The sequence below is a fragment of the Xenorhabdus doucetiae genome (assembly GCF_000968195.1).
GTDB lineage: Bacteria > Pseudomonadota > Gammaproteobacteria > Enterobacterales > Enterobacteriaceae > Xenorhabdus > Xenorhabdus doucetiae.
Map to the genome: position 1 here is coordinate 287,189 of NZ_FO704550.1, position 24,332 is coordinate 311,520.

Here is a 24,332-nt window from a genome sequence, read left to right on the forward strand (position 1 = left end):
TTCTCTTCTTGATTGGAAGCCGTTTTCTATTCTTGATATTTTAGCAAAACCATAAAGTCCTCTCGTTCTGTTGGAACGAGAGAACGTATCATTGCTTAGTTAGCCGGGCATAAAAGAAACCATCACCACCCGTAGCTCCTGGAATAATTTGCGTTCCGGGCATACCTGGATTACCTGTTTTTGATAACACTGCATCAGGATGACGGGTCAAAAATGCTTTTATTTGCTCACTATTTTCTTGAGGCAAAATTGAACAGGTAGCATAGACCAATGTGCCATTTTGTTTTAAGTAGGGCCAGATAGCATCAAGGATTTCAGATTGTAATGTAACTAATTGATCAATATCTTCATTCTTGCGTAGCCATTTTATATCAGGGTGACGGCGAATGACCCCTGTGGCAGAACATGGCGCATCAAGAAGAATACGATCAAATTGTTTATCAGCAGCCCACTCGTGTGGGAGGCGCCCATCGCCTGTTTTGACGACAGCATGTAAATTAAGCCGTTGTAAATTCTCTTTCACTCGTTTAATTCGTTGTTCATCAATATCGATAGCGAGAACTTGAGATTTTGGTGCTATTTCGAGGATATGAGTCGTTTTTCCACCAGGTGCGGCGCAAAGATCCAGTATAGACTCCCCGTCACATGGGCTTAAGAGTTCAGCACATCCTTGCGCAGAGCGATCCTGAATAGTGACCCACCCTTGGCTAAATCCAGGTAGTGCATTGACAGGGCAGGGACTCAGAAGACGAATAGCACAAGAATGGCTGCTATCCAATTCTCCTTCTATGTTAGCTTTTTCTAATAATGAGAGATATTCATTAGCTGTATGATGGAGTTGGTTAACTCGCAACCACATAGGGGGTTTTTGGTTGTTGGCATCCACTATAGTTTGCCAATTCTGTGGATAGGCTTTTTGGATGCGTTCTAGCAACCATTTGGGATGTAAGTGCTGACTAATATGATTATTTGCTTGTTCAATTAATGCTTGTTGTTGGCGCTGAAACTGGCGAAGAACACCGTTAATTACGCCTTTCAACTGTGGCCGTTTTAAGTTAGTTGCACCACTGACGGTTTCGGCAAGTGCAGCATGTGCAGGTATACGTGTGTACATCAGTTGATATATACCAACCATGATTAGATAGTGGAAAATACGTTGCTTTCCTTTCAATGGCTTTGCCATTAGTTGACTGATAAACCACTCAAGTTGAGGTAATACTCTCATCACACCGAAACAGATCTCTTGCAGCAACGCCTTATCTTTATCAGAAACTTTTTGTTGGAGTTCGGGTATAACGGTGTTGAGGGATTGCCCTTGCTCAAGCACTTGAGTGATTGCTTTTGCAGCGATGCTTCTCAGGTTATATGTATTTTTCATGGTACGGTCAAAAAAGCTGACTTTCGTCAGCATGGTAAATAGGAAGAAGCCAGGATGCTAAAAACATTCAGGCAAAGTTAATATCAGTTGAGTTTGCTACCAGGGGTAAACCATTCACGCTTGGAGTTTAAGAGATCAGCGGCCGACATTGCTTTCTTGCCAGGTGGTTGCAACTGAGTAATATTTAATATCCCCTCTGTAGTTGCAATTTGAATACCTTTTTTATCTGCACTGATAATTGTTCCGGGAGCTTGGATTGATTGCTCTGTGATGACTTCTGCCTGCCAGATTTTAATTGGTTGATCATCAAGTAAGAAGAAGCTCATAGGCCAAGGGTTGAAAGCACGAACACAACGCTCAATTTGGGTAGCAGATAAATTCCAATCGACTTTTGCTTCATCTTTACTCAGTTTTTCGGCGTAAGTTGCAAGTGCGCCTTCTTGAACTTCGGGCTGACATTTTCCCGACGTGATTAAACTTAAGGTACCGAGTAAGGCTTCTGGGCCAATATCGGCAAGTTTTTCATATAAGCTGGCACTGGTATCTTCATTTGTAATTGGGCAAATAGCTTTCAGGAGCATATCACCCGTATCAAGCCCCGCATCCATCTGCATTATTGTTACACCAGTTTCTTGGTCACCGGCCCAAATTGAGCGCTGAATAGGCGCTGCACCACGCCAGCGAGGTAGCAAAGAACCGTGGACGTTCAGACACCCGAGACGCGGTATATCCAAAATATCTTGAGGAAGAATTAATCCGTAAGCAACAACGATCATAATATCAGCTTGCTGCTCCATGACCCATTGCTGGCTTTCTTCTGTACGTAAGGTTTTTGGCTGGAAAACAGGGACATCATGTTCTTCAGCCAATACCTTTACAGGACTTGGTGTCAGTTTCTTACCTCTTCCTGCCGGTTTGTCTGGTCGAGTGAGCACTCCAACAACTTGATGTTGAGAGTTTAATAAAGCAGCCAGATGGCGAGCCGCGAAATCAGGTGTTCCGGCAAAAATAATACGTAAAGAATCAGACACTGTTATTTCCTGCGATAATAAAAAATTATTTGTTTTTGACTCTCAGTCGGTTAATTTTTTCAACTTTCTGACGAATGCGTTGGCGTTTCAGTGGTGATAAATAATCAACAAAGAGTTTGCCGATCAAGTGATCCATTTCATGCTGAATACAAATGGCCAGCAACCCGTCGGCTTCCAATTCAAATGGTTGGCCGTGATAATCTAACGCCTTAATTTTTACTTGCTCAAAACGAGGTACAAATCCACGCTGTTCAGGAACAGATAAACAGCCTTCTTCTATTCCTGTTTCACCCGTTTCATCAATCAATTCCGGGTTAATCAGAACAAGACGTTGATCACGATTCTCAGAGACGTCAATGACAATAATTCTCTGATGTATATCGACTTGCGTTGCCGCTAAACCGATACCTTCCTCGTCATACATCGTTTCAAACATATCATCAATGATACGCTGAATTTCTGCATCGACTTTTTCTACTGGCTTGGCAATTGTGCGAAGCCGCTCGTCTGGATAATGTAATACTTGTAAAACTGACATATATGTTTAGAACTGCATCCAAAAAGTGAGAGATAATTGGTGCCTATTCTAGACATTTCCTATTTAGATTGACAGTATTGAACATAAATTAATCATGAGAGGGTGGCTCTCAATCTCAAGTCAGGATGACGATATGGAAGCGATGGAAATGTGGTTAAGAATGAAAATGGTCTCTCATCTTTCAGTAGCGAAGGCCATGCTTATTATGGATCGTCTGCTGCAAACCAAGAATTGTAGCATATCCTCTCTTAAAACATGTGGCCTGTCATCCGCACAATGCTTGCAATTTATGAAGGCCAATTCTTCCGCTCTGATTTCAGCGCTCAATTGGTTAGATCAACCGGATCATCATTTGTTGACTTTCTCTCATCCCGCATATCCACCTTTATTAAAGCAAATACATTCTCCACCTCTTGTTCTTTTTGTTGCAGGCGATATATCGGCCTTATCTCAAAAGCAGATTTCAATGGTTGGCAGTAGAGCAGCAACTTTTTATGGCGAAAAATGGGGAAAGGTATTTGCCAGTGATTTGGCTACAAATAATCTGGTGGTGACGAGTGGGCTGGCGATTGGTATTGATGGTATCTGCCATCAGGCAGCTTTGGATTCGGGAGGGAAAACAATAGCGGTACTGGGTAGTGGGCTAGATAATATCTACCCCAGCAGGCATAAGTTTTTGGCCAGGCATATCCAAGAAAACGGTGCATTAGTTTCCGAATTTTTTCCTGATGCCCCGCCTAAAGCCAAGCATTTTCCAAGGCGAAACCGAATTATTAGTGGGTTAAGTTTGGCTCTCCTCATCGTGGAAGCCCACAAAAATAGTGGATCACTGATTACCGCTCGCTGTGCCCTTGAACAAGGGCGGGACATTTTTGCATTACCTGGTCCATTGGGAACGCCTGCAAACGAAGGGAATCATTGGTTGATCAAACAAGGGGCTTATTTGGCAACGAATGTAATGGATATCATGGAGCATATTAGTTCGTCATTTCAATGGGTTAATGTCGAAGTGAAAGGTAAGGAAGAGGAAAATAAACAATTTGAACAAACAGAGTTGCCATTTGTGGATGTGCTGGTTAACGTAAGTAGTGAAGTTACACCTATTGATGTGATTGCCCAGCGCTCTTCCCTGCCTGTTACCGAAGTTATGACCAAATTATTGGAGTTAGAACTAATGGGGAAAGTTGCTGTTGTTGCTGGTGGGTATGTTCGAACTAATTAACTAGTTAATTTGCGCTTTTCCAATGTTATGGTGGCTGCCGGTATTCAGCGAGTGAGATATGTCTAAGAAAGAGCTTTTTGCCATAAAAGAAATGGAGCGTTGCCCTGAGTGTGATGCTGAATTAGTGATCCGTAATGGAGCTCATGGCCCATTTTATGCGTGTTCCAGTTATCCGTCTTGCTATTATCTTCGTCCTTTGAAGACACAAGTAGATGGACATATTGTTAAAGAACTGGATGGGCAGATCTGTCCGAAATGTGGTTTCACTTTAGTCTTACGTCAAGGGCGTTATGGCATGTTCATTGGCTGTAGTCATTATCCTGAATGTGAACATACAGAATTGATTGATAAACCAGACGATACATCAATTAATTGTCCTCAATGTCAGCAAGGAAAATTGCTCCAGCGTAAATCTCGTTTTGGTAAAACATTCCATTCCTGTAGTCGCTATCCAGAGTGCCAGTTTGCACTTAACAATAAGCCCATCTCAGGAGAATGCATGTTTTGCCACTATCCATTGTTAATAGAAAAGCGCACTTCTCAGGGCGTAAAATTATTTTGTGCCAGCAAATTGTGTAGCAAGCAGCAAGCTAATGAAATTGAGAAATGAAATGAGTCACGAAATATCATCGGTATTTGATGTGGTTATCACAGCTTTAAGCGAAGAAAAAGTTATTGCTTATCCGACTGAAGCTGTTTTTGGATTAGGATGTGATCCTGATAGTGAAAATGCAGCACAAGAGCTATTAGCGTTGAAGAACAGGTCTTGGGAAAAAGGGTTAATTCTTATCGCTGATAATTATGAGAGGTTATGTCCTTATATTGATGATGAACAGCTAAGTGATATCCAGAAAGAAACCATATTCTCATCTTGGCCTGGTCCCGTTACGTGGGTAATACCAGCAAAGGCCGCTACACCAAAATGGTTGACTGGCAAGTTTTCAACATTGGCCGTTCGAGTCACAGATCATCCGTTGGTTAAGCAGCTATGTGCTATATATGAAAAACCACTTGTTTCGACCAGTGCGAATCTAAGTGGATTAGAACCCTGTCGTAATGTGGAAGAAGTGCGACAGCAATTTGGAAATCGTATCCCAATTTTAGAAGGAGAAGTTGGTGGGCGTAAGAATCCATCAGAAATCAGGGATGCTTTAACGGGCAAATTGTATCGGCAAGGATAGGTAATCATGGATAAGTTCGCGGTTTTTGGTAATCCAATCGCACATAGTAAATCTCCTTATATTCATCGATTGTTTGCTGAGCAAACAGGTATCGAACATCAATATGGGAGAGTACTTGCTCCAGTAGATAACTTTGAGCAAACCTTAGAGCATTTCTTTGAGCAGGGTGGCTTAGGGGCGAATATCACCGTTCCTTTTAAAGAGAGAGCCTATAAATGCTCAGATGAATTAACTGAGCGGGCAAATATCTGCGGGGCAGTTAACACATTAAAACGGATAGAGGGAAACCGACTGCTTGGTGATAATACCGATGGAATGGGATTATTGGTGGACTTGCAGCGGCTCAAGTTCCTCTCTCAAGGGCAGAAAATTCTGATAATAGGGGCTGGCGGAGCTGCGAAAGGTGTATTATCTCCTTTGTTATTACAAGGCTGCTCAATCACTATTACTAACCGTACATTTGAACGTGCTCAAGCCATCGCAAATACATTTTCTCTATTAGGCGATATCCAAGCCATTGAAATGAGTGCTCTTGGCCTTAATACTCCGGACTTTGATATTATCATTAATGCCACAGCCGCTGGTCTTGACGGACAAATTCCGGCTATTTCACCGTTGGTTTTCCAAAATAATAATGTGTGTTACGACATGTATTACCAGCGTGGACTAACTCCTTTCCTTACGTTAGCTCATCAAAATGGCGTTTCACGTTTGGCTGATGGTTTAGGAATGCTGGTGGGGCAAGCCGCGTATTCTTTTGAGTTGTGGCATGGGGTATTCCCCAAAATAGAACCTGTTTTAACTGCCTTGAGACGGGAATTACACGGATGAACCAATCAATTCAATTTCCAGATCGTGAAGAGTGGGATGAGATAGAAAATATGGTGATATTTCCAGCAATGGTGAATGGTTTGTTGGTGGAATGTATGATCAGTTCTGATGAAATAATAGAGCGTTATGGTAAGGATCATCATCCACTCGATCTGTTTCGCCAACATCGCTGGGATTTGGAAGAAGAGTTTGAAACGGTTATTTTGAGTGGGCATGATGATCAATTTGGGCGTTACTCCTTGCTTTCAGATTGTGTTGATAAGTAGTTATCTTTCCAGCGAGCGTAATTATTAGCAGAATAAAGCAGCCCTTCCAACTCCTCAGGTGTGAGTTTTCTCACTTGTTTGGCAGGGCTTCCGACGTACAGGTAACCGCCTTCTAATTTTTTTCCTGGAGGGACTAGACTACCAGCGCCAATCACAACATCGTCTTCAATAGTGACTCCATCAAGTAAGATGGATCCCATGCCAACTAAGACTCGATTTCCAATTTTACATCCATGCAGCATTGCCTTATGACCTACGGTGACATCTTCCCCAATGATTAGTGGGAAGCCATTTGGATTATCAGAAGATTTATGAGTCACATGTAAAACAGAACCATCTTGAATGTTTGTGCGTGAGCCAATTGAGACATAATTTACATCTCCCCGGATAACGACCAGGGGCCAAATGCTGATATCGTCTGCTAATCTGACATCTCCAATTACAACAGAAGAGGGGTCTAAAAGAACTCTTTGACCAACTTGGGGATAGAAATTTAGATATTGGCGTAAAACAGTGGACATAAAAACCTCAAACAATAGAGCAGGTAGTAATTGTAGACACAATTATATAGGAATGTAATTGGGGAAAAACGCCATGCAAAGAAAGAAATCGCATTAATTTTAGTCTATTTGAATGGTTTTTATATCAAAAAGAATAAAAAATGCCCACTTGAAAATAAAATACAAAAAAACTATTGCCAGCGCCGTAAAAGGCCCTATAATGCGCCACCACTGACCGACGCCGAGCTGAGAACAGCCGCTGAGGGGAGTCGGAGAAAAGCGAAAATAAACGCTTGACTCCGGAGGCAAAAAGCGTAAGATACGCAGCCTCGCAACCCGGCAGAAACGGCCGGTTGCAACCGCTCTTTAACAAACTAATCAGACAATCTGTGTGGGCACTCGCAAGACACTATCCAACGCCGAAAGGCGGAAAATATTAAAGTCTTGAAGAGTGAACAACAGTTAATTCATGACGAACTAACAGTGAAATTCTTTGAGCATCAAACACTTTGAATTGAAGAGTTTGATCATGGCTCAGATTGAACGCTGGCGGCAGGCCTAACACATGCAAGTCGGACGGTAACAGGAAACAGCTTGCTGTTTTGCTGACGAGTGGCGGACGGGTGAGTAATGTCTGGGGATCTGCCCGATGGAGGGGGATAACCACTGGAAACGGTGGCTAATACCGCATAATCTCTGTGGAGCAAGGTGGGGGACCTTCGGGCCTCACGCCATCGGATGAACCCAGATGGGATTAGCTAGTAGGCGGGGTAAGGGCCCACCTAGGCGACGATCCCTAGCTGGTCTGAGAGGATGACCAGCCACACTGGGACTGAGACACGGCCCAGACTCCTACGGGAGGCAGCAGTGGGGAATATTGCACAATGGGCGCAAGCCTGATGCAGCCATGCCGCGTGTATGAAGAAGGCCTTCGGGTTGTAAAGTACTTTCAGCGGGGAGGAAGGCGTAGGCTCGAATACAGCTTACGATTGACGTTACCCGCAGAAGAAGCACCGGCTAACTCCGTGCCAGCAGCCGCGGTAATACGGAGGGTGCAAGCGTTAATCGGAATTACTGGGCGTAAAGCGCACGCAGGCGGTCAATTAAGTTGGATGTGAAATCCCCGGGCTTAACCTGGGAACGGCATCCAAGACTGGTTGGCTAGAGTCTCGTAGAGGGGGGTAGAATTCCACGTGTAGCGGTGAAATGCGTAGAGATGTGGAGGAATACCGGTGGCGAAGGCGGCCCCCTGGACGAAGACTGACGCTCAGGTGCGAAAGCGTGGGGAGCAAACAGGATTAGATACCCTGGTAGTCCACGCTGTAAACGATGTCGATTTGGAGGTTGTGCCCTTGAGGCGTGGCTTCCGGAGCTAACGCGTTAAATCGACCGCCTGGGGAGTACGGTCGCAAGATTAAAACTCAAATGAATTGACGGGGGCCCGCACAAGCGGTGGAGCATGTGGTTTAATTCGATGCAACGCGAAGAACCTTACCTACTCTTGACATCCAGCGAAGCCTTTAGAGATAGAGGCGTGCCTTCGGGAACGCTGAGACAGGTGCTGCATGGCTGTCGTCAGCTCGTGTTGTGAAATGTTGGGTTAAGTCCCGCAACGAGCGCAACCCTTATCCTTTGTTGCCAGCACTTCGGGTGGGAACTCAAGGGAGACTGCCGGTGATAAACCGGAGGAAGGTGGGGATGACGTCAAGTCATCATGGCCCTTACGAGTAGGGCTACACACGTGCTACAATGGCGGATACAAAGAGAAGCGACCCCGCGAGGGCAAGCGGAACTCATAAAGTCTGTCGTAGTCCGGATTGGAGTCTGCAACTCGACTCCATGAAGTCGGAATCGCTAGTAATCGCAGATCAGAATGCTGCGGTGAATACGTTCCCGGGCCTTGTACACACCGCCCGTCACACCATGGGAGTGGGTGGCAAAAGAAGTCGGTAGCTTAACCTTTATGGAGGGCGCTGACCACTTTGTGATTCATGACTGGGGTGAAGTCGTAACAAGGTAACCGTAGGGGAACCTGCGGTTGGATCACCTCCTTAACCTGAGATAGTAGATTTTGTGCAGTGCTCACACAGATTGTCTGATGAAAGAAGAAATGAGCAGCGTCTGCGAAGAAGACTCGATGTCCCCTTCGTCTAGAGGCCTAGGACACCGCCCTTTCACGGCGGTAACAGGGGTTCGAATCCCCTAGGGGACGCCATCTGCTCAAGGCCCTGGGTGAAAGGCGGCGGCCACCGATATTGTTAAGCGTGACTTGCGAGTCAGTTTAGCAATATTTGCTCTTTAACAATCTGGAACAAGCTGAAAATTTGAAACACTCAGTAGTGTCATATTGACAATACTGATGAGTCTCTCAACACACTCCAGTCCGAAGACACCTTCGGGTTGTGAGGTTAAGCGACTAAGCGTACACGGTGGATGCCTAGGCAGTCAGAGGCGATGAAGGACGTGCTAATCTGCGAAAAGCGCCGGTGAGCTGATATGAAGCGTTATCAGCCGGCGATGTCCGAATGGGGAAACCCGGTGCAATCCGTTGCACCATCATTCACTGAATCCATAGGTGAATGAGGCGAACCGGGGGAACTGAAACATCTCAGTACCCCGAGGAAAAGAAATCAACCGAGATTCCCCCAGTAGCGGCGAGCGAACGGGGAGCAGCCCAGAACCAACAACGGCTTGTGTGTCAGTGGAAGCGTCTGGAAAGGCGCACAGTAAAGGGTGACAGTCCCGTACACGAAGATGCACCAGCCGGGAGTTCGATGAGTAGGGCGGGACACGTGGTATCCTGTCTGAACATGGGGGGACCATCCTCCAAGGCTAAATACTCCTGACTGACCGATAGTGAACCAGTACCGTGAGGGAAAGGCGAAAAGAACCCCGGCGAGGGGAGTGAAAGAGAACCTGAAACCGTGTACGTACAAGCAGTGGGAGCACCCTTTGGGGTGTGACTGCGTACCTTTTGTATAATGGGTCAGCGACTTATATTCTGTAGCAAGGTTAACCGCATAGGGGAGCCGCAGGGAAACCGAGTCTTAACTGGGCGCTAAGTTGCAGGGTATAGACCCGAAACCCGGTGATCTAGCCATGGGCAGGTTGAAGGTTGGGTAACACTAACTGGAGGACCGAACCGGCTAATGTTGAAAAATTAGCGGATGACTTGTGGCTGGGGGTGAAAGGCCAATCAAACCGGGAGATAGCTGGTTCTCCCCGAAAGCTATTTAGGTAGCGCCTCGTGAACTCATCTTCGGGGGTAGAGCACTGTTTCGGCTAGGGGGCCATCCCGGCTTACCAACCCGATGCAAACTGCGAATACCGAAGAATGTTATCACGGGAGACACACGGCGGGTGCTAACGTCCGTCGTGAAGAGGGAAACAACCCAGACCGCCAGCTAAGGTCCCAAAGTCATGGTTAAGTGGGAAACGAAGTGGGAAGGCTCAGACAGCCAGGATGTTGGCTTAGAAGCAGCCATCATTTAAAGAAAGCGTAATAGCTCACTGGTCGAGTCGGCCTGCGCGGAAGATGTAACGGGGCTAAACCATGCACCGAAGCTGCGGCAGCGACATTTTTATGTTGTTGGGTAGGGGAGCGTTCTGTAAGCCGTTGAAGGTTGGTCGTGAGGCTGGCTGGAGGTATCAGAAGTGCGAATGCTGACATAAGTAACGATAAAGCGGGTGAAAAACCCGCTCGCCGGAAGACCAAGGGTTCCTGTCCAACGTTAATCGGGGCAGGGTGAGTCGACCCCTAAGGCGAGGCTGAAAAGCGTAGTCGATGGGAAACAGGTGAATATTCCTGTACTCGGTGTTACTGCGAAGGGGGGACGGAGAAGGCTATGTCATCCGGGCGACGGTCGTCCCGGTTTAAGCGTGTAGGTGGGCAGTCTTGGTAAATCCGGATTGCTGATAACACTGAGGCGTGACGACGAGGCACTACGGTGCTGAAGTGACAGATGCCCTGCTTCCAGGAAAAGCCTCTAAGCACTAGGTAACATTGAATCGTACCCCAAACCGACACAGGTGGTCAGGTAGAGAATACTCAGGCGCTTGAGAGAACTCGGGTGAAGGAACTAGGCAAAATGGTGCCGTAACTTCGGGAGAAGGCACGCCGGCACTAGGTGAAGTGACTTGCTCACGGAGCCGAAGCCGGCCGCAGATACCAGCTGGCTGCAACTGTTTAATAAAAACACAGCACTGTGCAAACACGAAAGTGGACGTATACGGTGTGACGCCTGCCCGGTGCTGGAAGGTTAATTGATGGGGTTAGCGGTAACGCGACGCTCTTGATCGAAGCCCCAGTAAACGGCGGCCGTAACTATAACGGTCCTAAGGTAGCGAAATTCCTTGTCGGGTAAGTTCCGACCTGCACGAATGGCGTAATGATGGCCAGGCTGTCTCCACCCGAGACTCAGTGAAATTGAACTCGCTGTGAAGATGCAGTGTACCCGCGGCAAGACGGAAAGACCCCGTGAACCTTTACTATAGCTTGACACTGAACCTTGAGCCTTGATGTGTAGGATAGGTGGGAGGCTGTGAAGTGCGGACGCCAGTCTGCACGGAGCCATCCTTGAAATACCACCCTTGAATGTTTGATGTTCTAACGTAGGCCCGTCATCCGGGCTGCGGACAGTGTCTGGCGGGTAGTTTGACTGGGGCGGTCTCCTCCCAAAGCGTAACGGAGGAGCACGAAGGTTGGCTAAGCATGGTCGGACATCATGCGGTTAGTGCAATGGCATAAGCCAGCTTGACTGCGAGCGTGACGGCGCGAGCAGGTGCGAAAGCAGGTCATAGTGATCCGGTGGTTCTGAATGGAAGGGCCATCGCTCAACGGATAAAAGGTACTCCGGGGATAACAGGCTGATACCGCCCAAGAGTTCATATCGACGGCGGTGTTTGGCACCTCGATGTCGGCTCATCACATCCTGGGGCTGAAGTAGGTCCCAAGGGTACGGCTGTTCGCCGTTTAAAGTGGTACGCGAGCTGGGTTTAGAACGTCGTGAGACAGTTCGGTCCCTATCTGCCGTGGGCGCTGGAAGATTGAAAGGGGCTGCTCCTAGTACGAGAGGACCGGAGTGGACGCACCACTGGTGTTCGGGTTGTCATGCCAATGGCACTGCCCGGTAGCTAAGTGCGGAAGAGATAACCGCTGAAAGCATCTAAGCGGGAAACTTGCCTTGAGATGAGTCTTCCCTTGTCCCTTGAGGGCACTAAAGGAACGTTCGAGACGAGGACGTGGATAGGCCGGGTGTGTAAGCGTCGCGAGACGTTGAGCTAACCGGTACTAATGACCCGTGCGGCTTAACCTGACAACACCGAAGGTGTTTTGGGGTGATTTTGAGAAAAAGACGAAAAGTTTCAGATGAAAGAATGTCACAGCTTGTTCGGGATTGAAAACAGGATTTGTCTGGCGGCAATAGCGCGGTGGTCCCACCTGACCCCATGCCGAACTCAGCAGTGAAACACCGTTGCGCCGATGGTAGTGTGGGGCCTCCCCATGCGAGAGTAGGGCACTGCCAGACATTCAATTAAGGGCTTGTTGCCGGCACAAAAGGCAGCAAGGATAAAGAAATTCGGTGGTGCGGTAGTTCAGTTGGTTAGAATACCGGCCTGTCACGCCGGGGGTCGCGGGTTCGAGTCCCGTCCGCACCGCCACCGTATTTAGGGGCGTAGTTCAATTGGTAGAGCACCGGTCTCCAAAACCGGGTGTTGGGAGTTCGAGTCTCTCCGCCCCTGCCAGTTAACAACTAAGTAATAATTGATATAGCTTTCAGATTAATAGCCCAGCTAATTTTAGCTGGGTTTTTTCTTGCTTGTTATTTTCTTATGTAATTCTAATTTCTTTGTAGGCGCGGCTCCTTTGCGCACTATACCGTATATCAATCCTTATTTTTTGCTATAAAAATGGCTATTGGGTAGTAACAGAAGTAGCCACAGGCGCTTTTTCGACAGGAATTTTTAATAAGTGTTGGATAAGGGCGTGTTGGTCACTGTTTTGCAGCCATACCGCATATAATGGGCGTTTTATTGACTCATTATTAGGTGAGGCAACGAGTTTTGGATACTCTTCTTGCCAATGTCTAGGAAGGAAAGTGGCAGCATTAACACTATCCAATAATTCTCTGGCAATATGTGCTGATGTGGTTGTCATGATAGGTGGAAGATCGCTCTTTAAGATTTTTTGTTCTTGCTGATGAAAATCTGCTCCCCACTCTAATTTAATATAATTTTCTACTCCTCTATCAAGATTATGTCGGGTTGTTAATAAAACAAGCTGGATATTACCTATCAACTGACTTTGAAACTCATCCATTTTAGGTGGCTCAGTGGTAATCAAGAGATCCAATTCGCGAGAATGCAATTGCTTGACGAGTGACTGGCGTGTCGAAACCAGAGACTCAATTCTTGTTTCCCGATGGTGTTGATAAAATGTATTTAGCCAAGATGTTAGATAACTTTCCCATAGGGATGCGGTAGCGCCGATAGAAAGTTTAGTGTGCTGGGCGACATAATTGATTTCTTTCTTCGCCAATTGCCAGGTACTCATTAGTGATTCTGCATAGGGTACCAGCCGTTCTCCGGCGGCTGTCAGGCGAATATTATTGCGATGCCGTGTGAATAAATTGGTGCCCAACTGATTTTCTAATTGGCGGATCCGAAAGCTAACAGCGGATTGTGTTAGATAGAGCGATTCAGCTGCCCGACCAAAGTGACGAGTCTTACTGACTTCCAAAAAGGTTTTCAGTAATTCAGTGTCCACATGCATCTCCAATAGTTTTTGTCGTTAAGATTTAAATATTTTGTTTTACAGAATGTCAAGCCTCCCTAATACTCCGCGCCATAATTAGTATGACATTAGAGTTAGGAGTGTGTCAGATGGCTGAAAGCTTCATCACGACTAATCGTTTTTTTGATAATAAACATTATCCACGTGGATTTTCCCGTCATGGTGATTTCACCATCAAAGAGGCTCAATTGCTAGAACGTCATGGTCATGCGTTCAATGAATTGGACCTTGGTAAACGTGAACCTCAAACAGAAGAAGAAATACTGTTTGTTGCGGTTTGCCGTGGTGAACGTGCCCCTGCAACGACAGAGGAAAAAGTATGGACTAAGTATTTGGCAAAAATAAGCCGTCCAAAACGTTTTCATACTCTTTCCGGCGGAAAACCGCAGGTTGATTCTTCAGAGGACTATACCGACACTGATGATTAATACCATCATTGATATTAATGATCTACGCAAGAGGGGCAAATAGCCCCTCTTCTAACCAATAACTTATCCAACCTGTTTTTGTAATTGGATAAGTAACCTATCCATACTTCGGTAGCTCAATGCTTCCATAATATCCGGTTTTTCTATACTTTTTTGTTCTTTTAAGTCGGCAATTGTGCGGGAAACCCTAAGTATTCTGTGCCAAGCACGTATAGATAGTCCTAATTTCAATAAAGTATTTTCCAGAAAAACGGCATTTTCCATGCTAATTTTGCAAATATCTTCGGTCTGTTTGCTACCGAGATGAGCATTGATATGTCCACACCGTTCTATTTGTATTTTTCTTGCTATTGCTACGCGTTTTTTGACTTCCTGACTACTTTCGCCATGTTTTGTTGATGATTGACTTAAAATGCCTGGTGGAAGCAGGGGTACTTCAATGGAAAGATCAAAACGATCTAAAAAAGGGCCTGAAAGTTTGGAAAGGTAGCGTAATACTTGGTGTGGACTACTTCGATTATGCATCCCTTGATGATAGCCGGTTGGGCTAGGATTCATGGCAGCAATCAGTTGAACCTGAGCTGGAAAACGGACTTTTGCCCTGGCACGGGATATCACGATTTCGCCGGATTCCAACGGTTCACGCAGGGCGTCAAGGACACTACGATTAAATTCGGGTAATTCGTCTAAAAATAACACGCCATGATGGGCAAGAGAAATTTCTCCCGGTTTAGGTATTGAACCTCCTCCAACAAGCGCTGCCATTGAAGAACTATGATGAGGGGCTCTAAATGGGCGTGTATGCCATTTTTGAGGATTAACTAGATGTCCGGATAAGCTATTGATTGCAGCGACGTCCAGAGCTTCCTGATGCGTCAATGGGGGTAACAAACTACATAACCGACTGGCAAGCATGGTTTTACCGGTGCCTGGGGGGCCGAGTAACAGGAGATTATGTCCACCAGCGGCGGTAATTTCCAGTGCGCGTTTGGCTTGCTCCTGACCAATAATATCTTGTATATCCAAAGCAAAGGATTCTGTTTGTAGTTCAACAGGAGGAGGGGAGGATAGAGTGACTTTTTCTCCTCGTTCTTCCTGTTCTCCCTGTAAAAAATGGCAGACTTGGAGCAAGTGATTTGCCATTAGTGTTTCATTCTGAGACAAAATTGCCAGTTCGGCTTGATTCTCAGAGGAGAGGATAAGTTGCCTTTTTGCCCTTTTTGCGCTCAATGCAGCGGGAATGGCTCCCATGACTCGCCGTATTTCACCTGAGAGCGCTAATTCACCCAAAAACTCATAATTATGTAGCTTATCTGCTGAGATCTGCTCCGATGCGGCCAAAATTGCGATAGCGATGGGTAAATCATATCTTCCCCCTTCTTTGGGCAGATCCGCAGGCGCTAAATTAACGGTGATCCTTTTAGGAGGATAAGTAAAACCACTGTTGATCAAAGCACTTCTGACCCGATCTCTGGCTTCCTTTACGGTAGTTTCAGGTAAACCGACAAGGGTAAGACCGGGTAAGCCATTACTGATATGTGCTTCTATCGTGACGATAGGGGAATCAATACCAATCGTTGCCCGTGTATGGATGACGGCAAGTGTCATGATGCTCTCCTTAGCAAGAAAGCTGTTATCATGAATCGATAAAAAATAATGAAAAGTCGCCTGTCGTTATTTTGTGAAAAGGTTCGTAAATATATTTGGGTTTGGATCGCCTTTTTGCCATGTTATAGATATTTAGAGGATTAACTCTTTTTTTTATTACTTTATTTATCAATTATTTTATTAAACAAACAGTTGGTGATTTTTTCTGAGAGAAAAGTGAGTAAGTTCCAGTGAATTTATCTGCTTGTTTATTTATCTAAATGAAAAATATAAATAAAATAATTTTGTTATGAAAAAATAAAAATAATTGTTGTCAACAATCATAGAAAGTGTTAACTCTTAAATATACGTCAGCATATGAGTCAAAAACGAATAAAATGATGAACACATTTGTCCTAGTGATTAGCCTAATTATTGTGAGCGTGGTGGTGATTATTCCACCGTGCGGGGCTGCACTTGGACGAAGAATGGTTTAGATAGCAAACATAACCAGATTCCGAAAAACCCCCGCACCGAAAGGCGCGGGGGTTTTTTTTAGGCTCAATATACCGATCAACACATAGAAACGAATAGAACAAAACATCACATAACAGGGGGAGGCGGCAATGAACGGGGCAAAATGGGTTGTAGAGGCATTACGAACACAGGGAATTGAAAAAGTTTTTGGTTATCCAGGTGGAACCATCATGCCAGTTTATGATGCGTTGTATGACGGCGGTGTTGAGCACATCTTATGTCGCCATGAACAAGGCGCGGCTATGGCGGCAATTGGCTATGCGAGAGCCAGTGGTAAACCCGGCGTTTGCATCGCGACATCAGGACCAGGCGCGACAAACCTAATCACGGGATTGGCTGACGCATTAATGGATTCTGTTCCTGTTATCGCCATTACCGGCCAAGTCAGTTCTGCATTTATCGGGACGGATGCCTTTCAGGAAATCGATATACTGGGAATGTCTCTTTCTTGTACAAAACACAGCTTTCTTGTTGATTCACTGGAAAAATTACCTCAAGTCATGGCCGATGCTTTTACCATTGCTATGAGTGGTCGTCCCGGCCCTGTTCTGATTGATTTACCCAAGGATATTCAGTTGGCTCAAGGGGATTTTACTCCCTATTTGCTGCCGACACCGCCTCAATTTTCCTTCCCAAAACAAGAGATGGAGCTGGCCCGTCAATTGTTGGCTTCATCCCAGAAACCGATTTTGTACGTAGGGGGAGGCGTTGGCATGTCTGGCGCTGTTCCTGAATTGCGCCATTTTGTCGCTGAAACGGGCATTCCTGTCGTTTCCACATTGAAAGGTTTGGGCGCGGCAGATTTTGAACATGAATGCTATCTGGGAATGTTAGGAATGCATGGCACTAAAGCCGCTAATCTGGCCGTTCAATCCTGTGATTTGTTAATTGCGGCGGGAGCACGTTTTGATGACCGTGTTACCGGGAAGCTGAATACATTTGCACCTCATGCCAACGTGATTCATCTGGATATTGATCCTGCTGAATTCAATAAATTATGCCAAGCCCATGTTTCATTATTGGGTGATTTGAAAGCCTTGCTACCTCATTTACAGCAACCTTTATCGATCCAAGCTTGGCAGCAAGAAATCAAACAATTAAAAAACGAACATGCATGGCGTTATGACTATCAAGGCGAAAGTATTTATGCTCCTTTGTTGTTGAAGCAAGTTTCTGAACGAGCATCGCCTAGTACCGTTATTACCACTGATGTTGGGCAGCACCAGATGTGGGCTGCCCAACATATGACTTTCAGTCAACCAGAAAATTTCATCACATCAAGTGGATTAGGCACGATGGGATTTGGCATCCCGGCAGCGATTGGTGCTCAGATAGCGCGTCCGCAAGATAGGGTTATCTGCATATCGGGTGACGGCTCTTTCATGATGAACGTTCAGGAATTGGGCACCATTAAACGCAAGCAATTGCCGGTCAAACTGATCTTATTGGATAACCAAAGATTGGGTATGGTTCGTCAGTGGCAAGAGTTGTTTTTTGACAAACGTTATAGCGAAACAACCTTAACGGATAATCCTGATTTTCTTATGTTGGCGCAGGCCTTTGATATTCCAGGACAGCGAGTGACTGACAAAGCACAAGTGGATGAAGCATTAGATGCGTTGTTCAACAGTGAGGGCCCGTATCTATTACACGTGTCTATTGAGGAATTAGAGAATGTTTGGCCGTTGGTTCCACCAGGCGCAAGCAACGAAACCATGTTGGAGAAATCATTATGATACAGCATCAACTTGCTATTGAAGCGCGGTCTTGTCCTGAGATTTTAGAACGGATTCTGCGGGTTACCCGTCACCGCGGATTTCAGATCTGTGCATTGAATATGGATCATACAACAGATAGTGATAATGTAAGTATTGAACTCACCGTCACTAGCCAGCGTCCGGTTAATTTACTTTTTTCTCAATTGATGAAATTGGTGGATGTTGCTGGTGTTGAGATCAAACACAAAGAATCACGATTAATAAGCGCATAACGCGCCATTGAAGGAAAACTGAGAATGACAAAGCAAGCCGATTATATTTGGTTCAATGGGGAAATGGTGCCTTGGGCAGAGGCTAAAGTTCACGTTATGTCCCATGCCTTACATTATGGGACCTCGGTATTTGAAGGGATTCGTTGCTATGATTCTCACAAGGGGCCGGTTGTTTTCCGTCATCGTGAACATATGCAGCGCTTGCGTGACTCAGCCAAGATTTACCGCTTTCCAGTAAGCCAAACTGTTGATGATCTGATGGAGGCTTGCCGTGAAACGCTGCGTAAAAATAAATTGGTCAGTGCTTACGTTCGCCCATTGGTATTTGTGGGTGATGTCGGAATGGGCGTCAACCCGCCTGCGGGTTATAAAACCGACGTGATTATTGCCGCTTTCCCGTGGGGGGCTTATCTCGGTGAAGAAGCCTTGGATCAGGGCATTGATGCGATGGTTTCTTCTTGGAATCGCGTGGCGGCCAATACGATCCCGACAGGCGCAAAAGCGGGAGGCAATTATCTCTCTTCGTTGCTGGTGGGCAGTGAAGCGCGACGTCATGGTTATCAGGAAGGTATTGCACTGGATGTTCATGGTTATATTTCAGAAGGTGCGGGCGAAAACCTGTTTGAAGTGAAAGATGGCATTTTATTTACGCCGCCATTTACATCATCGGCCCTGCCGGGGATCACCCGTGATGCCATCATCAAATTGGCACAGGATCTTGGTTTGGAAGTGCGTGAACAGGCACTTTCTCGCGAATCGCTTTATTTGGCGGATGAAGTCTTTATGACCGGAACGGCGGCGGAGATCACCCCCGTACGTAGCGTAGATGGTATTCAGGTGGGTATTGGCAAATGTGGCCCGGTCACGAAAAAAATCCAAAGTGCATTCTTTGGCTTATTTGATGGTACGACAGAAGATAAATGGGGCTGGTTGGACCCGGTTAATCCTTAATAAAAAATATAAAACCCTACAGGCGGTCGTTCCCCGCCTGTTTTGATGACTGAAATTAGACGTTAATTGATAAGACTGACATGGGAGTGAAGACAATGCCTAAATACCGTTCGGCCACAACGACTCATGGCCGCAATATGGCGGGAGCTCGTGCCTTATGGCGCGCCACAGGTATGACAGATGCAGATTTTGGCAAGCCTATCATTGCGGTGGTTAACTCATTCACGCAGTTCGTGCCGGGGCATGTGCATCTGCGTGATCTCGGCAAGCTGGTGGCAGAGCAGATTGAGGCGTCAGGTGGTGTGGCGAAAGAGTTTAATACCATCGCGGTTGATGATGGTATCGCGATGGGGCATGGCGGCATGCTCTATTCATTACCTTCGCGTGAGTTGATCGCCGACTCGGTGGAATACATGGTCAATGCCCACTGTGCCGATGCCATGGTATGCATTTCCAACTGTGACAAAATCACGCCGGGCATGTTGATGGCCTCCCTGCGCTTAAATATTCCGGTTATTTTTGTCTCCGGCGGCCCAATGGAAGCCGGTAAGACGCGATTATCCGAACAACTGATTAAGCTGGATTTGGTCGATGCCATGATTCAGGGCGCCAACCCAAATGTCAGTGATGAACAAAGCGATCAAATCGAACGTTCGGCGTGCCCGACGTGTGGCTCTTGCTCTGGTATGTTTACGGCGAATTCGATGAATTGCCTGACTGAAGCGCTTGGGCTGTCACAGCCGGGTAATGGTTCACTGCTTGCGACTCACGCCGATCGTAAGACCCTGTTTATCAACGCGGGTAAACGCATTGTTGCATTAACTAAACGCTATTATGAGCAAAATGACGAGAGTGTTCTCCCGCGTAATATTGCGACCAAAGCGGCGTTTGAAAATGCCATGACACTGGATATTGCGATGGGCGGTTCGACTAACACCGTTCTGCACTTGTTGGCCGCCGCGCAGGAAGCAGAAGTTGACTTTACGATGACGGATATTGACCGTCTGTCCCGTCGGGTGCCTCATTTATGTAAGGTGGCCCCAAGCACGCAAAAATACCATATGGAAGACGTACATCGTGCCGGCGGTGTGATGGGGATCTTGGGGGAGCTTGATCGCGCAGGGCTTTTGCATCGCGAAGTGAAAAATATTTTGGGCTTGGATTTGCCACAAACATTGGCTCAGTACGACATCATGCTGACAGAAGAGGAAAGCATCAAGAGCATGTATTCAGCGGGTCCGGCCGGCATTCGTACCACGCGCGCTTTCTCGCAAGATTGTCGTTGGCCGTCGCTGGATACGGATCGCGAAGCCGGATGTATTCGTGAGCGCGCCCATGCTTATAGTCAGGATGGGGGGCTGGCTGTTTTATTCGGCAACATTGCCATTGATGGCTGTATTGTGAAAACAGCCGGCGTTGATGAAGAAATCCTCTCCTTCCGTGGCCCGGCTAAAGTGTACGAAAGCCAAGAAGATGCCGTTGACGCTATTCTCGGTGGAAAAGTGGTCGCAGGCGACGTGGTAGTTATTCGCTATGAAGGGCCGAAGGGCGGGCCGGGTATGCAAGAAATGCTCTATCCCACCACTTATTTGAAATCGATGGGATTGGGAAAAAGTTGTGCGTTGATTACGGACGGGCGTTTCTCAGGAGGAACATCGGGATTGTCTATCGGTCACGTCTCTCCAGAAGCGGCAAATGGGGGAGTGATTGGCCTGATTCATGACGGCGATATCATCAATATTGATATTCCAAACCGTAAAATTCAGTTGGATGTACCGGAAACCGAATTGGCAGAACGGACACAGGCTGAATTATCCCGTGGAGATAAGGCGTGGACACCTAAATCCCGTGAGCGTCAGGTTTCCTTGGCATTACGTGCCTACGCATCGTTGGCAACCAGCGCAGACAAAGGTGCTGTGCGTGATAAAACCAAACTGGGGAGCTGATTGTGGCGGTTTATCCTCTTAATAATACTGAACCTAAGGGCGCAGAATACCTTAAGGCGGCATTGAGCGCACCCGTTTATGATGTTGCGCAAATCACGCCCTTGCAGGAAATGAAAAAAATCTCTGCGCGTTTAGGCAATACAATTTTGGTGAAACGAGAAGATCGCCAGTTGGTGCATAGTTTCAAATTGCGCGGTGCGTACGCGATGATCGCGGGTTTGACGGAAGAACAAAAAAACAAAGGTGTGATTACCGCTTCTGCGGGCAACCATGCGCAAGGTGTTGCCTTATCGGCCAGTAAGGTTGGCGTAAAAGCCACCATTGTCATGCCGATAGCGACAGCGGATATTAAAGTCGATGCCGTTCGCAGTTTTGGCGGAGAGGTTCTGTTGCATGGGGCGAATTTTGATGAAGCGAAAGAAAAAGCCATTGAGATAGCAAAAGAGTACGGTTACACCTTCGTCCCACCTTTTGACCATCCTGTCGTGATTGCCGGTCAGGCCACACTGGCGATGGAGTTGCTACAGCAGGATGCTCATCTTGATCGCATCTTCGTTCCGGTGGGCGGTGGCGGATTGATTGCCGGCGTGGCGGTTCTCATCAAACAGCTTGTACCTGAAATGAAAGTGATTGGTGTGGAAGCCGAAGATTCTGCCTGTTTGAAAGCGGCGCTGGAAGTGGGGCATCCGGTGGATTTACCCAGAGTGGGACTATTTGCGGAAGGTGTGGCCGTTAAACGCATTGGCAATGAAACATTTCGTTTATGTCAGCAATATGTCGATGATGTCATTACCGTAGACAGTGATGCTATCTGTGCTGCCATGAAAGATATCTTTGAAGATGTCAGGGCAGTTGCAGAACCTTCCGGTGCGCTGGCACTGGCAGGCTTGAAGAAATATGTCCAGCAACATCAGATTCAGGGAGAACGATTGGCGCATATTCTCTCTGGTGCCAATATGAATTTTCATGGGTTGCGTTACGTTTCAGAACGCTGTGAGCTTGGGGAACAACGCGAAGCCTTGCTGGCGGTGACTATTCCTGAACAAAAGGGCAGTTTCTTGCAGTTTTGCCAGAGACTGGGCACGCGTGTTGTGACGGAATTCAGCTATCGTTATTCGGATGCAACGGATTCAAACCAAGCCTGTCTTTTTGTCGGCATCAGATTGAGTCGGGGGAATACCGAACGTCATGAAATCATTGAAGAGTTAAAAGCATCGGGATATCAAGTCACCGATTTTACCGATGATGAAATGGCAAAACTGCATGTTCGTTACATGATCGGTGGCAGGCCATCCAAGCCATTGCAGGAACGGTTGTTTAGCTTTGCCTTTCCTGAATCTCCGGGGGCTTTGCTGAAATTTTTGCAGACTCTGGGGACGCATTGGAATATCACGCTGTTTCATTACCGTAGCCACGGCACCGATTATGGGCGGGTATTAGCCGCGTTTGAGCTTTCAGGGCCAGAAGTGAGTTTTGATCGTTATTTGGATGCACTGGGCTACGAATATCATGATGAAACCGATAATCCCTCATTTAAATTATTTTTGACTTAATCAATAAGGCTATAAAATAAAATAAAGAGCAAAACAGCCTCCTTTTGGGAGGTATTTTGCTAATTTTGTTCCTTATTTTATTTCTCTTTGGTTGTCGTGATGGGATTCGCCATCCCGATTAAAAACACCATCATCAGGAAAAGAAAAGCGAATAACCAATAAATTTCATTGGCGGCGATAATAAGACCTTGATGAGTGATTTCATGCGCCAACTTACTACTGATTTGGGTAGGCGATAAACCCAGTTGTTGCATATTCTCATAGGCTTGTGTTGCGATCGGGTTATAAGGTGTCACGGCTTGCGTAAGTTGGACATGGTGGACTGACTCACGTTGTGACCAGAGCGTCATTGTGATAGAGGTGCCCACGGAGGTTGCCAGAGTGCGCAGGAAGTTAAACAAACTTACCGCAGAGGCGATTTTGTCAGGCTTAATATCAGACAGAATGATCGCATTCAGTGGCATGATCAGGCAGGCGATGGCAACGCCTTGTATAAACTGGGGCCACGCAGCAGCGGAAAAATTCATGGAACGCTCGAACGTATAAGCACGCCAGAAAAAGCATAAAGCAAAAACAATAAAACTGAACATCACCAGATAGCGCATATCGATTCTTGAACTGAAACGACCGATAATGGGCGCCAGAATGATTGGCATGATCCCCAACGGAGCCATGCCTAATCCTGCCCAAGTTGCGGTATAACCAAACACTATTTGCAATAATTGCGGTTGCAGGACAAGCGTTCCAATGTGGAGCGAAAAAGCCAGACTGATGCAAATAGTGCCAATGGTAAAATTGCGGGATTTAAACAGCGATAAATCTATTATCGGATTTTTATCAGTCAGTTCCCAGATAATAAGAAAAGTGAGGCAAACCACGGCGATAATCGCTAATATTATGATTTCTGACGAGTTAAACCAATCGAGCTCTTTTCCCCGGTCAAGCAATAACTGAAAACAGCCAACACCTGCGACCAATAAAACGAGTCCCACAAGGTTCATTGAACGAACTTCGGTTTCAGTCTCCCGGCCTTTGAGCAATATCCCAGTAATCGCAATAACAACAAGGCCAAATGGGATGTTAAGCAGGAATATCCAGCCCCAATGATAGTTATCACTGATCCAGCCACCGAGAATAGGGCCACAGACAGGCGCCACCACAATCGTCATTGACCATAGCGCCAAGGCCATATTGCGTTTGGATTGCGAAAAATTATTTAATAATAAACTTTGTGAAAGAGGCATAATCGGGCCGGCGGCAATGCCTTGCAAGATACGGGAAGCAATCAGCATTTCCAGACTGTTAGCAATGCCGCATAACCAAGAGGCCACAATAAACAAAATCGTCGACGCTAAAAAAATACGCACTTCCCCGAATCTTTTTGCCAACCAACCGGTGAGTGGAATAGAAATCGCACTGGCGACGGCAAACGAAGTAATCATCCAGGTGCCCTGTGAGGTGGAGGAGCCCAAATCACCGGCAATGGTTGAAATGGCAACGTTAGCGATTGTCAGATCCAAGATTTGTAAAAAAGCCGCCAGCGCCAAGGCCAGGGTCAGCCAGCCAAGTTTGATACCTGATAATGGTTGCTGTGCCATGT

19 protein-coding genes, 3 tRNA genes and 3 rRNA genes are annotated in these 24,332 nt (G+C 46.4%); 18 read left to right on the top strand and 7 right to left on the bottom strand.

The features are described 5' to 3' along the window. Positions 1 to 88: 88 nt before the first annotated feature. The 3 genes from rsmB to def form a co-directional block, all read right to left on the bottom strand. Entirely contained in the window at positions 89 to 1,378 is a 1,290-nt protein-coding gene (gene rsmB / locus XDD1_RS01485) for a 16S rRNA (cytosine(967)-C(5))-methyltransferase RsmB (RefSeq protein ID WP_045973279.1), read from the bottom strand. Positions 1,379 to 1,461: 83 nt separating this feature from the next. Further along, positions 1,462 to 2,409 (bottom strand): methionyl-tRNA formyltransferase, encoded by a 948-nt coding sequence (fmt, locus tag XDD1_RS01490; protein WP_045968076.1) that lies wholly within the window; start codon positions 2,407 to 2,409, stop codon positions 1,462 to 1,464. Between the two features lie 25 nt (positions 2,410 to 2,434). After that, positions 2,435 to 2,947, bottom strand: coding sequence for a peptide deformylase (gene def, locus XDD1_RS01495; RefSeq protein WP_045968079.1), 513 nt, complete (start codon positions 2,945 to 2,947; stop codon positions 2,435 to 2,437). A gap of 133 nt (positions 2,948 to 3,080) precedes the next feature. Between def and dprA the strand changes: the two genes are divergently transcribed. The 5 genes from dprA to XDD1_RS01520 are packed head-to-tail and all read left to right on the top strand — an operon-like array spanning position 3,081 to position 6,447. Further along, entirely contained in the window at positions 3,081 to 4,169 is a 1,089-nt protein-coding gene (gene dprA, locus XDD1_RS01500; protein WP_045968081.1) for a DNA-protecting protein DprA, read from the top strand. Positions 4,170 to 4,227: 58 nt separating this feature from the next. Beyond that, complete coding sequence (locus XDD1_RS01505) at positions 4,228 to 4,779, top strand: DNA topoisomerase family protein (RefSeq protein WP_045968083.1); 552 nt, start codon at positions 4,228 to 4,230, stop codon at positions 4,777 to 4,779. Between the two features lies 1 nt (position 4,780). Next, entirely contained in the window at positions 4,781 to 5,350 is a 570-nt protein-coding gene (tsaC, locus tag XDD1_RS01510) for an L-threonylcarbamoyladenylate synthase type 1 TsaC (protein WP_045968085.1), read from the top strand. A 6-nt stretch (positions 5,351 to 5,356) separates the two neighbouring features. Next, complete coding sequence (gene aroE, locus XDD1_RS01515) at positions 5,357 to 6,181, top strand: shikimate dehydrogenase (protein WP_045968087.1); 825 nt, start codon at positions 5,357 to 5,359, stop codon at positions 6,179 to 6,181. Next, a complete protein-coding gene (locus tag XDD1_RS01520) occupies positions 6,178 to 6,447 on the top strand; it encodes a DUF1488 family protein (RefSeq protein WP_045968089.1) in 270 nt (89 codons plus the stop codon). Before aroE ends, XDD1_RS01520 begins: the two co-directional genes overlap by 4 nt. Here the strand turns inward: XDD1_RS01520 and XDD1_RS01525 are convergent. Next, entirely contained in the window at positions 6,414 to 6,968 is a 555-nt protein-coding gene (locus XDD1_RS01525; RefSeq protein WP_045968091.1) for a gamma carbonic anhydrase family protein, read from the bottom strand. The two genes, XDD1_RS01520 and XDD1_RS01525, sit on opposite strands and share 34 nt — an antisense overlap. A gap of 490 nt (positions 6,969 to 7,458) precedes the next feature. Here XDD1_RS01525 and XDD1_RS01530 point away from each other — a divergent pair. The 6 genes from XDD1_RS01530 (at position 7,459) to XDD1_RS01555 (ending at position 12,692) form a co-directional block, all read left to right on the top strand. Further along, positions 7,459 to 9,001, top strand: a 16S ribosomal RNA gene (locus XDD1_RS01530). A gap of 85 nt (positions 9,002 to 9,086) precedes the next feature. Next, positions 9,087 to 9,162, top strand: a tRNA-Glu gene (locus XDD1_RS01535). Between the two features lie 191 nt (positions 9,163 to 9,353). Further along, a 23S ribosomal RNA gene (locus XDD1_RS01540) occupies positions 9,354 to 12,262 on the top strand. A gap of 97 nt (positions 12,263 to 12,359) precedes the next feature. Further along, a 5S ribosomal RNA gene (gene rrf / locus XDD1_RS01545) occupies positions 12,360 to 12,475 on the top strand. The 16S, 23S and 5S rRNA genes sit together here with 3 tRNA genes alongside, the layout of an rRNA operon. A gap of 56 nt (positions 12,476 to 12,531) precedes the next feature. Further along, positions 12,532 to 12,608: transfer RNA gene (locus XDD1_RS01550), tRNA-Asp, on the top strand. Positions 12,609 to 12,616: 8 nt separating this feature from the next. Beyond that, positions 12,617 to 12,692: transfer RNA gene (locus tag XDD1_RS01555), tRNA-Trp, on the top strand. Positions 12,693 to 12,861: 169 nt separating this feature from the next. Here XDD1_RS01555 and hdfR read toward each other — a convergent pair. Beyond that, positions 12,862 to 13,713 (bottom strand): HTH-type transcriptional regulator HdfR, encoded by an 852-nt coding sequence (gene hdfR / locus XDD1_RS01560; protein WP_045968093.1) that lies wholly within the window; start codon positions 13,711 to 13,713, stop codon positions 12,862 to 12,864. A gap of 116 nt (positions 13,714 to 13,829) precedes the next feature. On the opposite strand from hdfR, the gene XDD1_RS01565 reads away from it, so the two are divergent. Continuing rightward, positions 13,830 to 14,168 (top strand): DUF413 domain-containing protein, encoded by a 339-nt coding sequence (locus XDD1_RS01565; protein WP_045968095.1) that lies wholly within the window; start codon positions 13,830 to 13,832, stop codon positions 14,166 to 14,168. A 63-nt stretch (positions 14,169 to 14,231) separates the two neighbouring features. Here the strand turns inward: XDD1_RS01565 and XDD1_RS01570 are convergent, their stop codons facing one another. Next, positions 14,232 to 15,776 carry a YifB family Mg chelatase-like AAA ATPase gene (locus tag XDD1_RS01570; RefSeq protein ID WP_045968097.1) on the bottom strand — a complete coding sequence of 515 codons (1,545 nt, stop codon included), beginning with the start codon at positions 15,774 to 15,776 and terminating at the stop codon, positions 14,232 to 14,234. Between the two features lie 380 nt (positions 15,777 to 16,156). Between XDD1_RS01570 and XDD1_RS19310 the strand changes: the two genes are divergently transcribed. The 6 genes from XDD1_RS19310 to ilvA all read left to right on the top strand — a co-directional run bounded on the left by XDD1_RS19310 (position 16,157) and on the right by ilvA (position 22,732). Continuing rightward, on the top strand, positions 16,157 to 16,252 hold the full coding sequence (locus XDD1_RS19310) for an IlvGEDA operon leader peptide (RefSeq protein ID WP_148886013.1): 96 nt from the start codon (positions 16,157 to 16,159) through the stop codon (positions 16,250 to 16,252). 129 nt (positions 16,253 to 16,381) lie between these two features. After that, on the top strand, positions 16,382 to 18,028 hold the full coding sequence (gene ilvG, locus XDD1_RS01575; RefSeq protein ID WP_045968099.1) for an acetolactate synthase 2 catalytic subunit: 1,647 nt from the start codon (positions 16,382 to 16,384) through the stop codon (positions 18,026 to 18,028). Next, complete coding sequence (gene ilvM, locus XDD1_RS01580; RefSeq protein ID WP_045968101.1) at positions 18,025 to 18,282, top strand: acetolactate synthase 2 small subunit; 258 nt, start codon at positions 18,025 to 18,027, stop codon at positions 18,280 to 18,282. The genes ilvG and ilvM overlap by 4 nt, the downstream gene beginning before the upstream one ends. 24 nt (positions 18,283 to 18,306) lie before the next feature. Further along, the gene (locus XDD1_RS01585; protein ID WP_045968103.1) at positions 18,307 to 19,233 is read left to right on the top strand and encodes a branched-chain amino acid transaminase; all 927 of its coding nucleotides are present in this window, start codon (positions 18,307 to 18,309) and stop codon (positions 19,231 to 19,233) included. Between the two features lie 95 nt (positions 19,234 to 19,328). Next, the gene (gene ilvD, locus XDD1_RS01590) at positions 19,329 to 21,179 is read left to right on the top strand and encodes a dihydroxy-acid dehydratase (RefSeq protein WP_045968105.1); all 1,851 of its coding nucleotides are present in this window, start codon (positions 19,329 to 19,331) and stop codon (positions 21,177 to 21,179) included. Between the two features lie 2 nt (positions 21,180 to 21,181). Continuing rightward, the gene (ilvA, locus tag XDD1_RS01595; protein ID WP_084720902.1) at positions 21,182 to 22,732 is read left to right on the top strand and encodes a threonine ammonia-lyase, biosynthetic; all 1,551 of its coding nucleotides are present in this window, start codon (positions 21,182 to 21,184) and stop codon (positions 22,730 to 22,732) included. Between the two features lie 77 nt (positions 22,733 to 22,809). Here the strand turns inward: ilvA and XDD1_RS01600 are convergent, their stop codons facing one another. After that, positions 22,810 to 24,330 (bottom strand): DHA2 family efflux MFS transporter permease subunit, encoded by a 1,521-nt coding sequence (locus tag XDD1_RS01600; protein ID WP_045968110.1) that lies wholly within the window; start codon positions 24,328 to 24,330, stop codon positions 22,810 to 22,812. Positions 24,331 to 24,332: the final 2 nt, after the last annotated feature.

What these genes read in the sequence shown, in the direction of transcription:
- rsmB (WP_045973279.1), bottom strand. Translation starts at nt 1,378, where the DNA reads ATGAAAAATACATATAACCTGAGAAGCATCGCTGCAAAAGCAATCACT.
- def (WP_045968079.1), bottom strand. Translation starts at nt 2,947, where the DNA reads ATGTCAGTTTTACAAGTATTACATTATCCAGACGAGCGGCTTCGCACA.
- dprA (WP_045968081.1), top strand. Translation starts at nt 3,081, where the DNA reads ATGGAAGCGATGGAAATGTGGTTAAGAATGAAAATGGTCTCTCATCTT.
- XDD1_RS01505 (WP_045968083.1), top strand. Translation starts at nt 4,228, where the DNA reads ATGTCTAAGAAAGAGCTTTTTGCCATAAAAGAAATGGAGCGTTGCCCT.
- tsaC (WP_045968085.1), top strand. Translation starts at nt 4,781, where the DNA reads ATGAGTCACGAAATATCATCGGTATTTGATGTGGTTATCACAGCTTTA.
- aroE (WP_045968087.1), top strand. Translation starts at nt 5,357, where the DNA reads ATGGATAAGTTCGCGGTTTTTGGTAATCCAATCGCACATAGTAAATCT.
- XDD1_RS01520 (WP_045968089.1), top strand. Translation starts at nt 6,178, where the DNA reads ATGAACCAATCAATTCAATTTCCAGATCGTGAAGAGTGGGATGAGATA.
- XDD1_RS01525 (WP_045968091.1), bottom strand. Translation starts at nt 6,968, where the DNA reads ATGTCCACTGTTTTACGCCAATATCTAAATTTCTATCCCCAAGTTGGT.
- XDD1_RS01565 (WP_045968095.1), top strand. Translation starts at nt 13,830, where the DNA reads ATGGCTGAAAGCTTCATCACGACTAATCGTTTTTTTGATAATAAACAT.
- XDD1_RS01570 (WP_045968097.1), bottom strand. Translation starts at nt 15,776, where the DNA reads ATGACACTTGCCGTCATCCATACACGGGCAACGATTGGTATTGATTCC.
- XDD1_RS19310 (WP_148886013.1), top strand. Translation starts at nt 16,157, where the DNA reads ATGAACACATTTGTCCTAGTGATTAGCCTAATTATTGTGAGCGTGGTG.
- ilvG (WP_045968099.1), top strand. Translation starts at nt 16,382, where the DNA reads ATGAACGGGGCAAAATGGGTTGTAGAGGCATTACGAACACAGGGAATT.
- ilvM (WP_045968101.1), top strand. Translation starts at nt 18,025, where the DNA reads ATGATACAGCATCAACTTGCTATTGAAGCGCGGTCTTGTCCTGAGATT.
- XDD1_RS01585 (WP_045968103.1), top strand. Translation starts at nt 18,307, where the DNA reads ATGACAAAGCAAGCCGATTATATTTGGTTCAATGGGGAAATGGTGCCT.
- ilvD (WP_045968105.1), top strand. Translation starts at nt 19,329, where the DNA reads ATGCCTAAATACCGTTCGGCCACAACGACTCATGGCCGCAATATGGCG.
- XDD1_RS01600 (WP_045968110.1), bottom strand. Translation starts at nt 24,330, where the DNA reads ATGGCACAGCAACCATTATCAGGTATCAAACTTGGCTGGCTGACCCTG.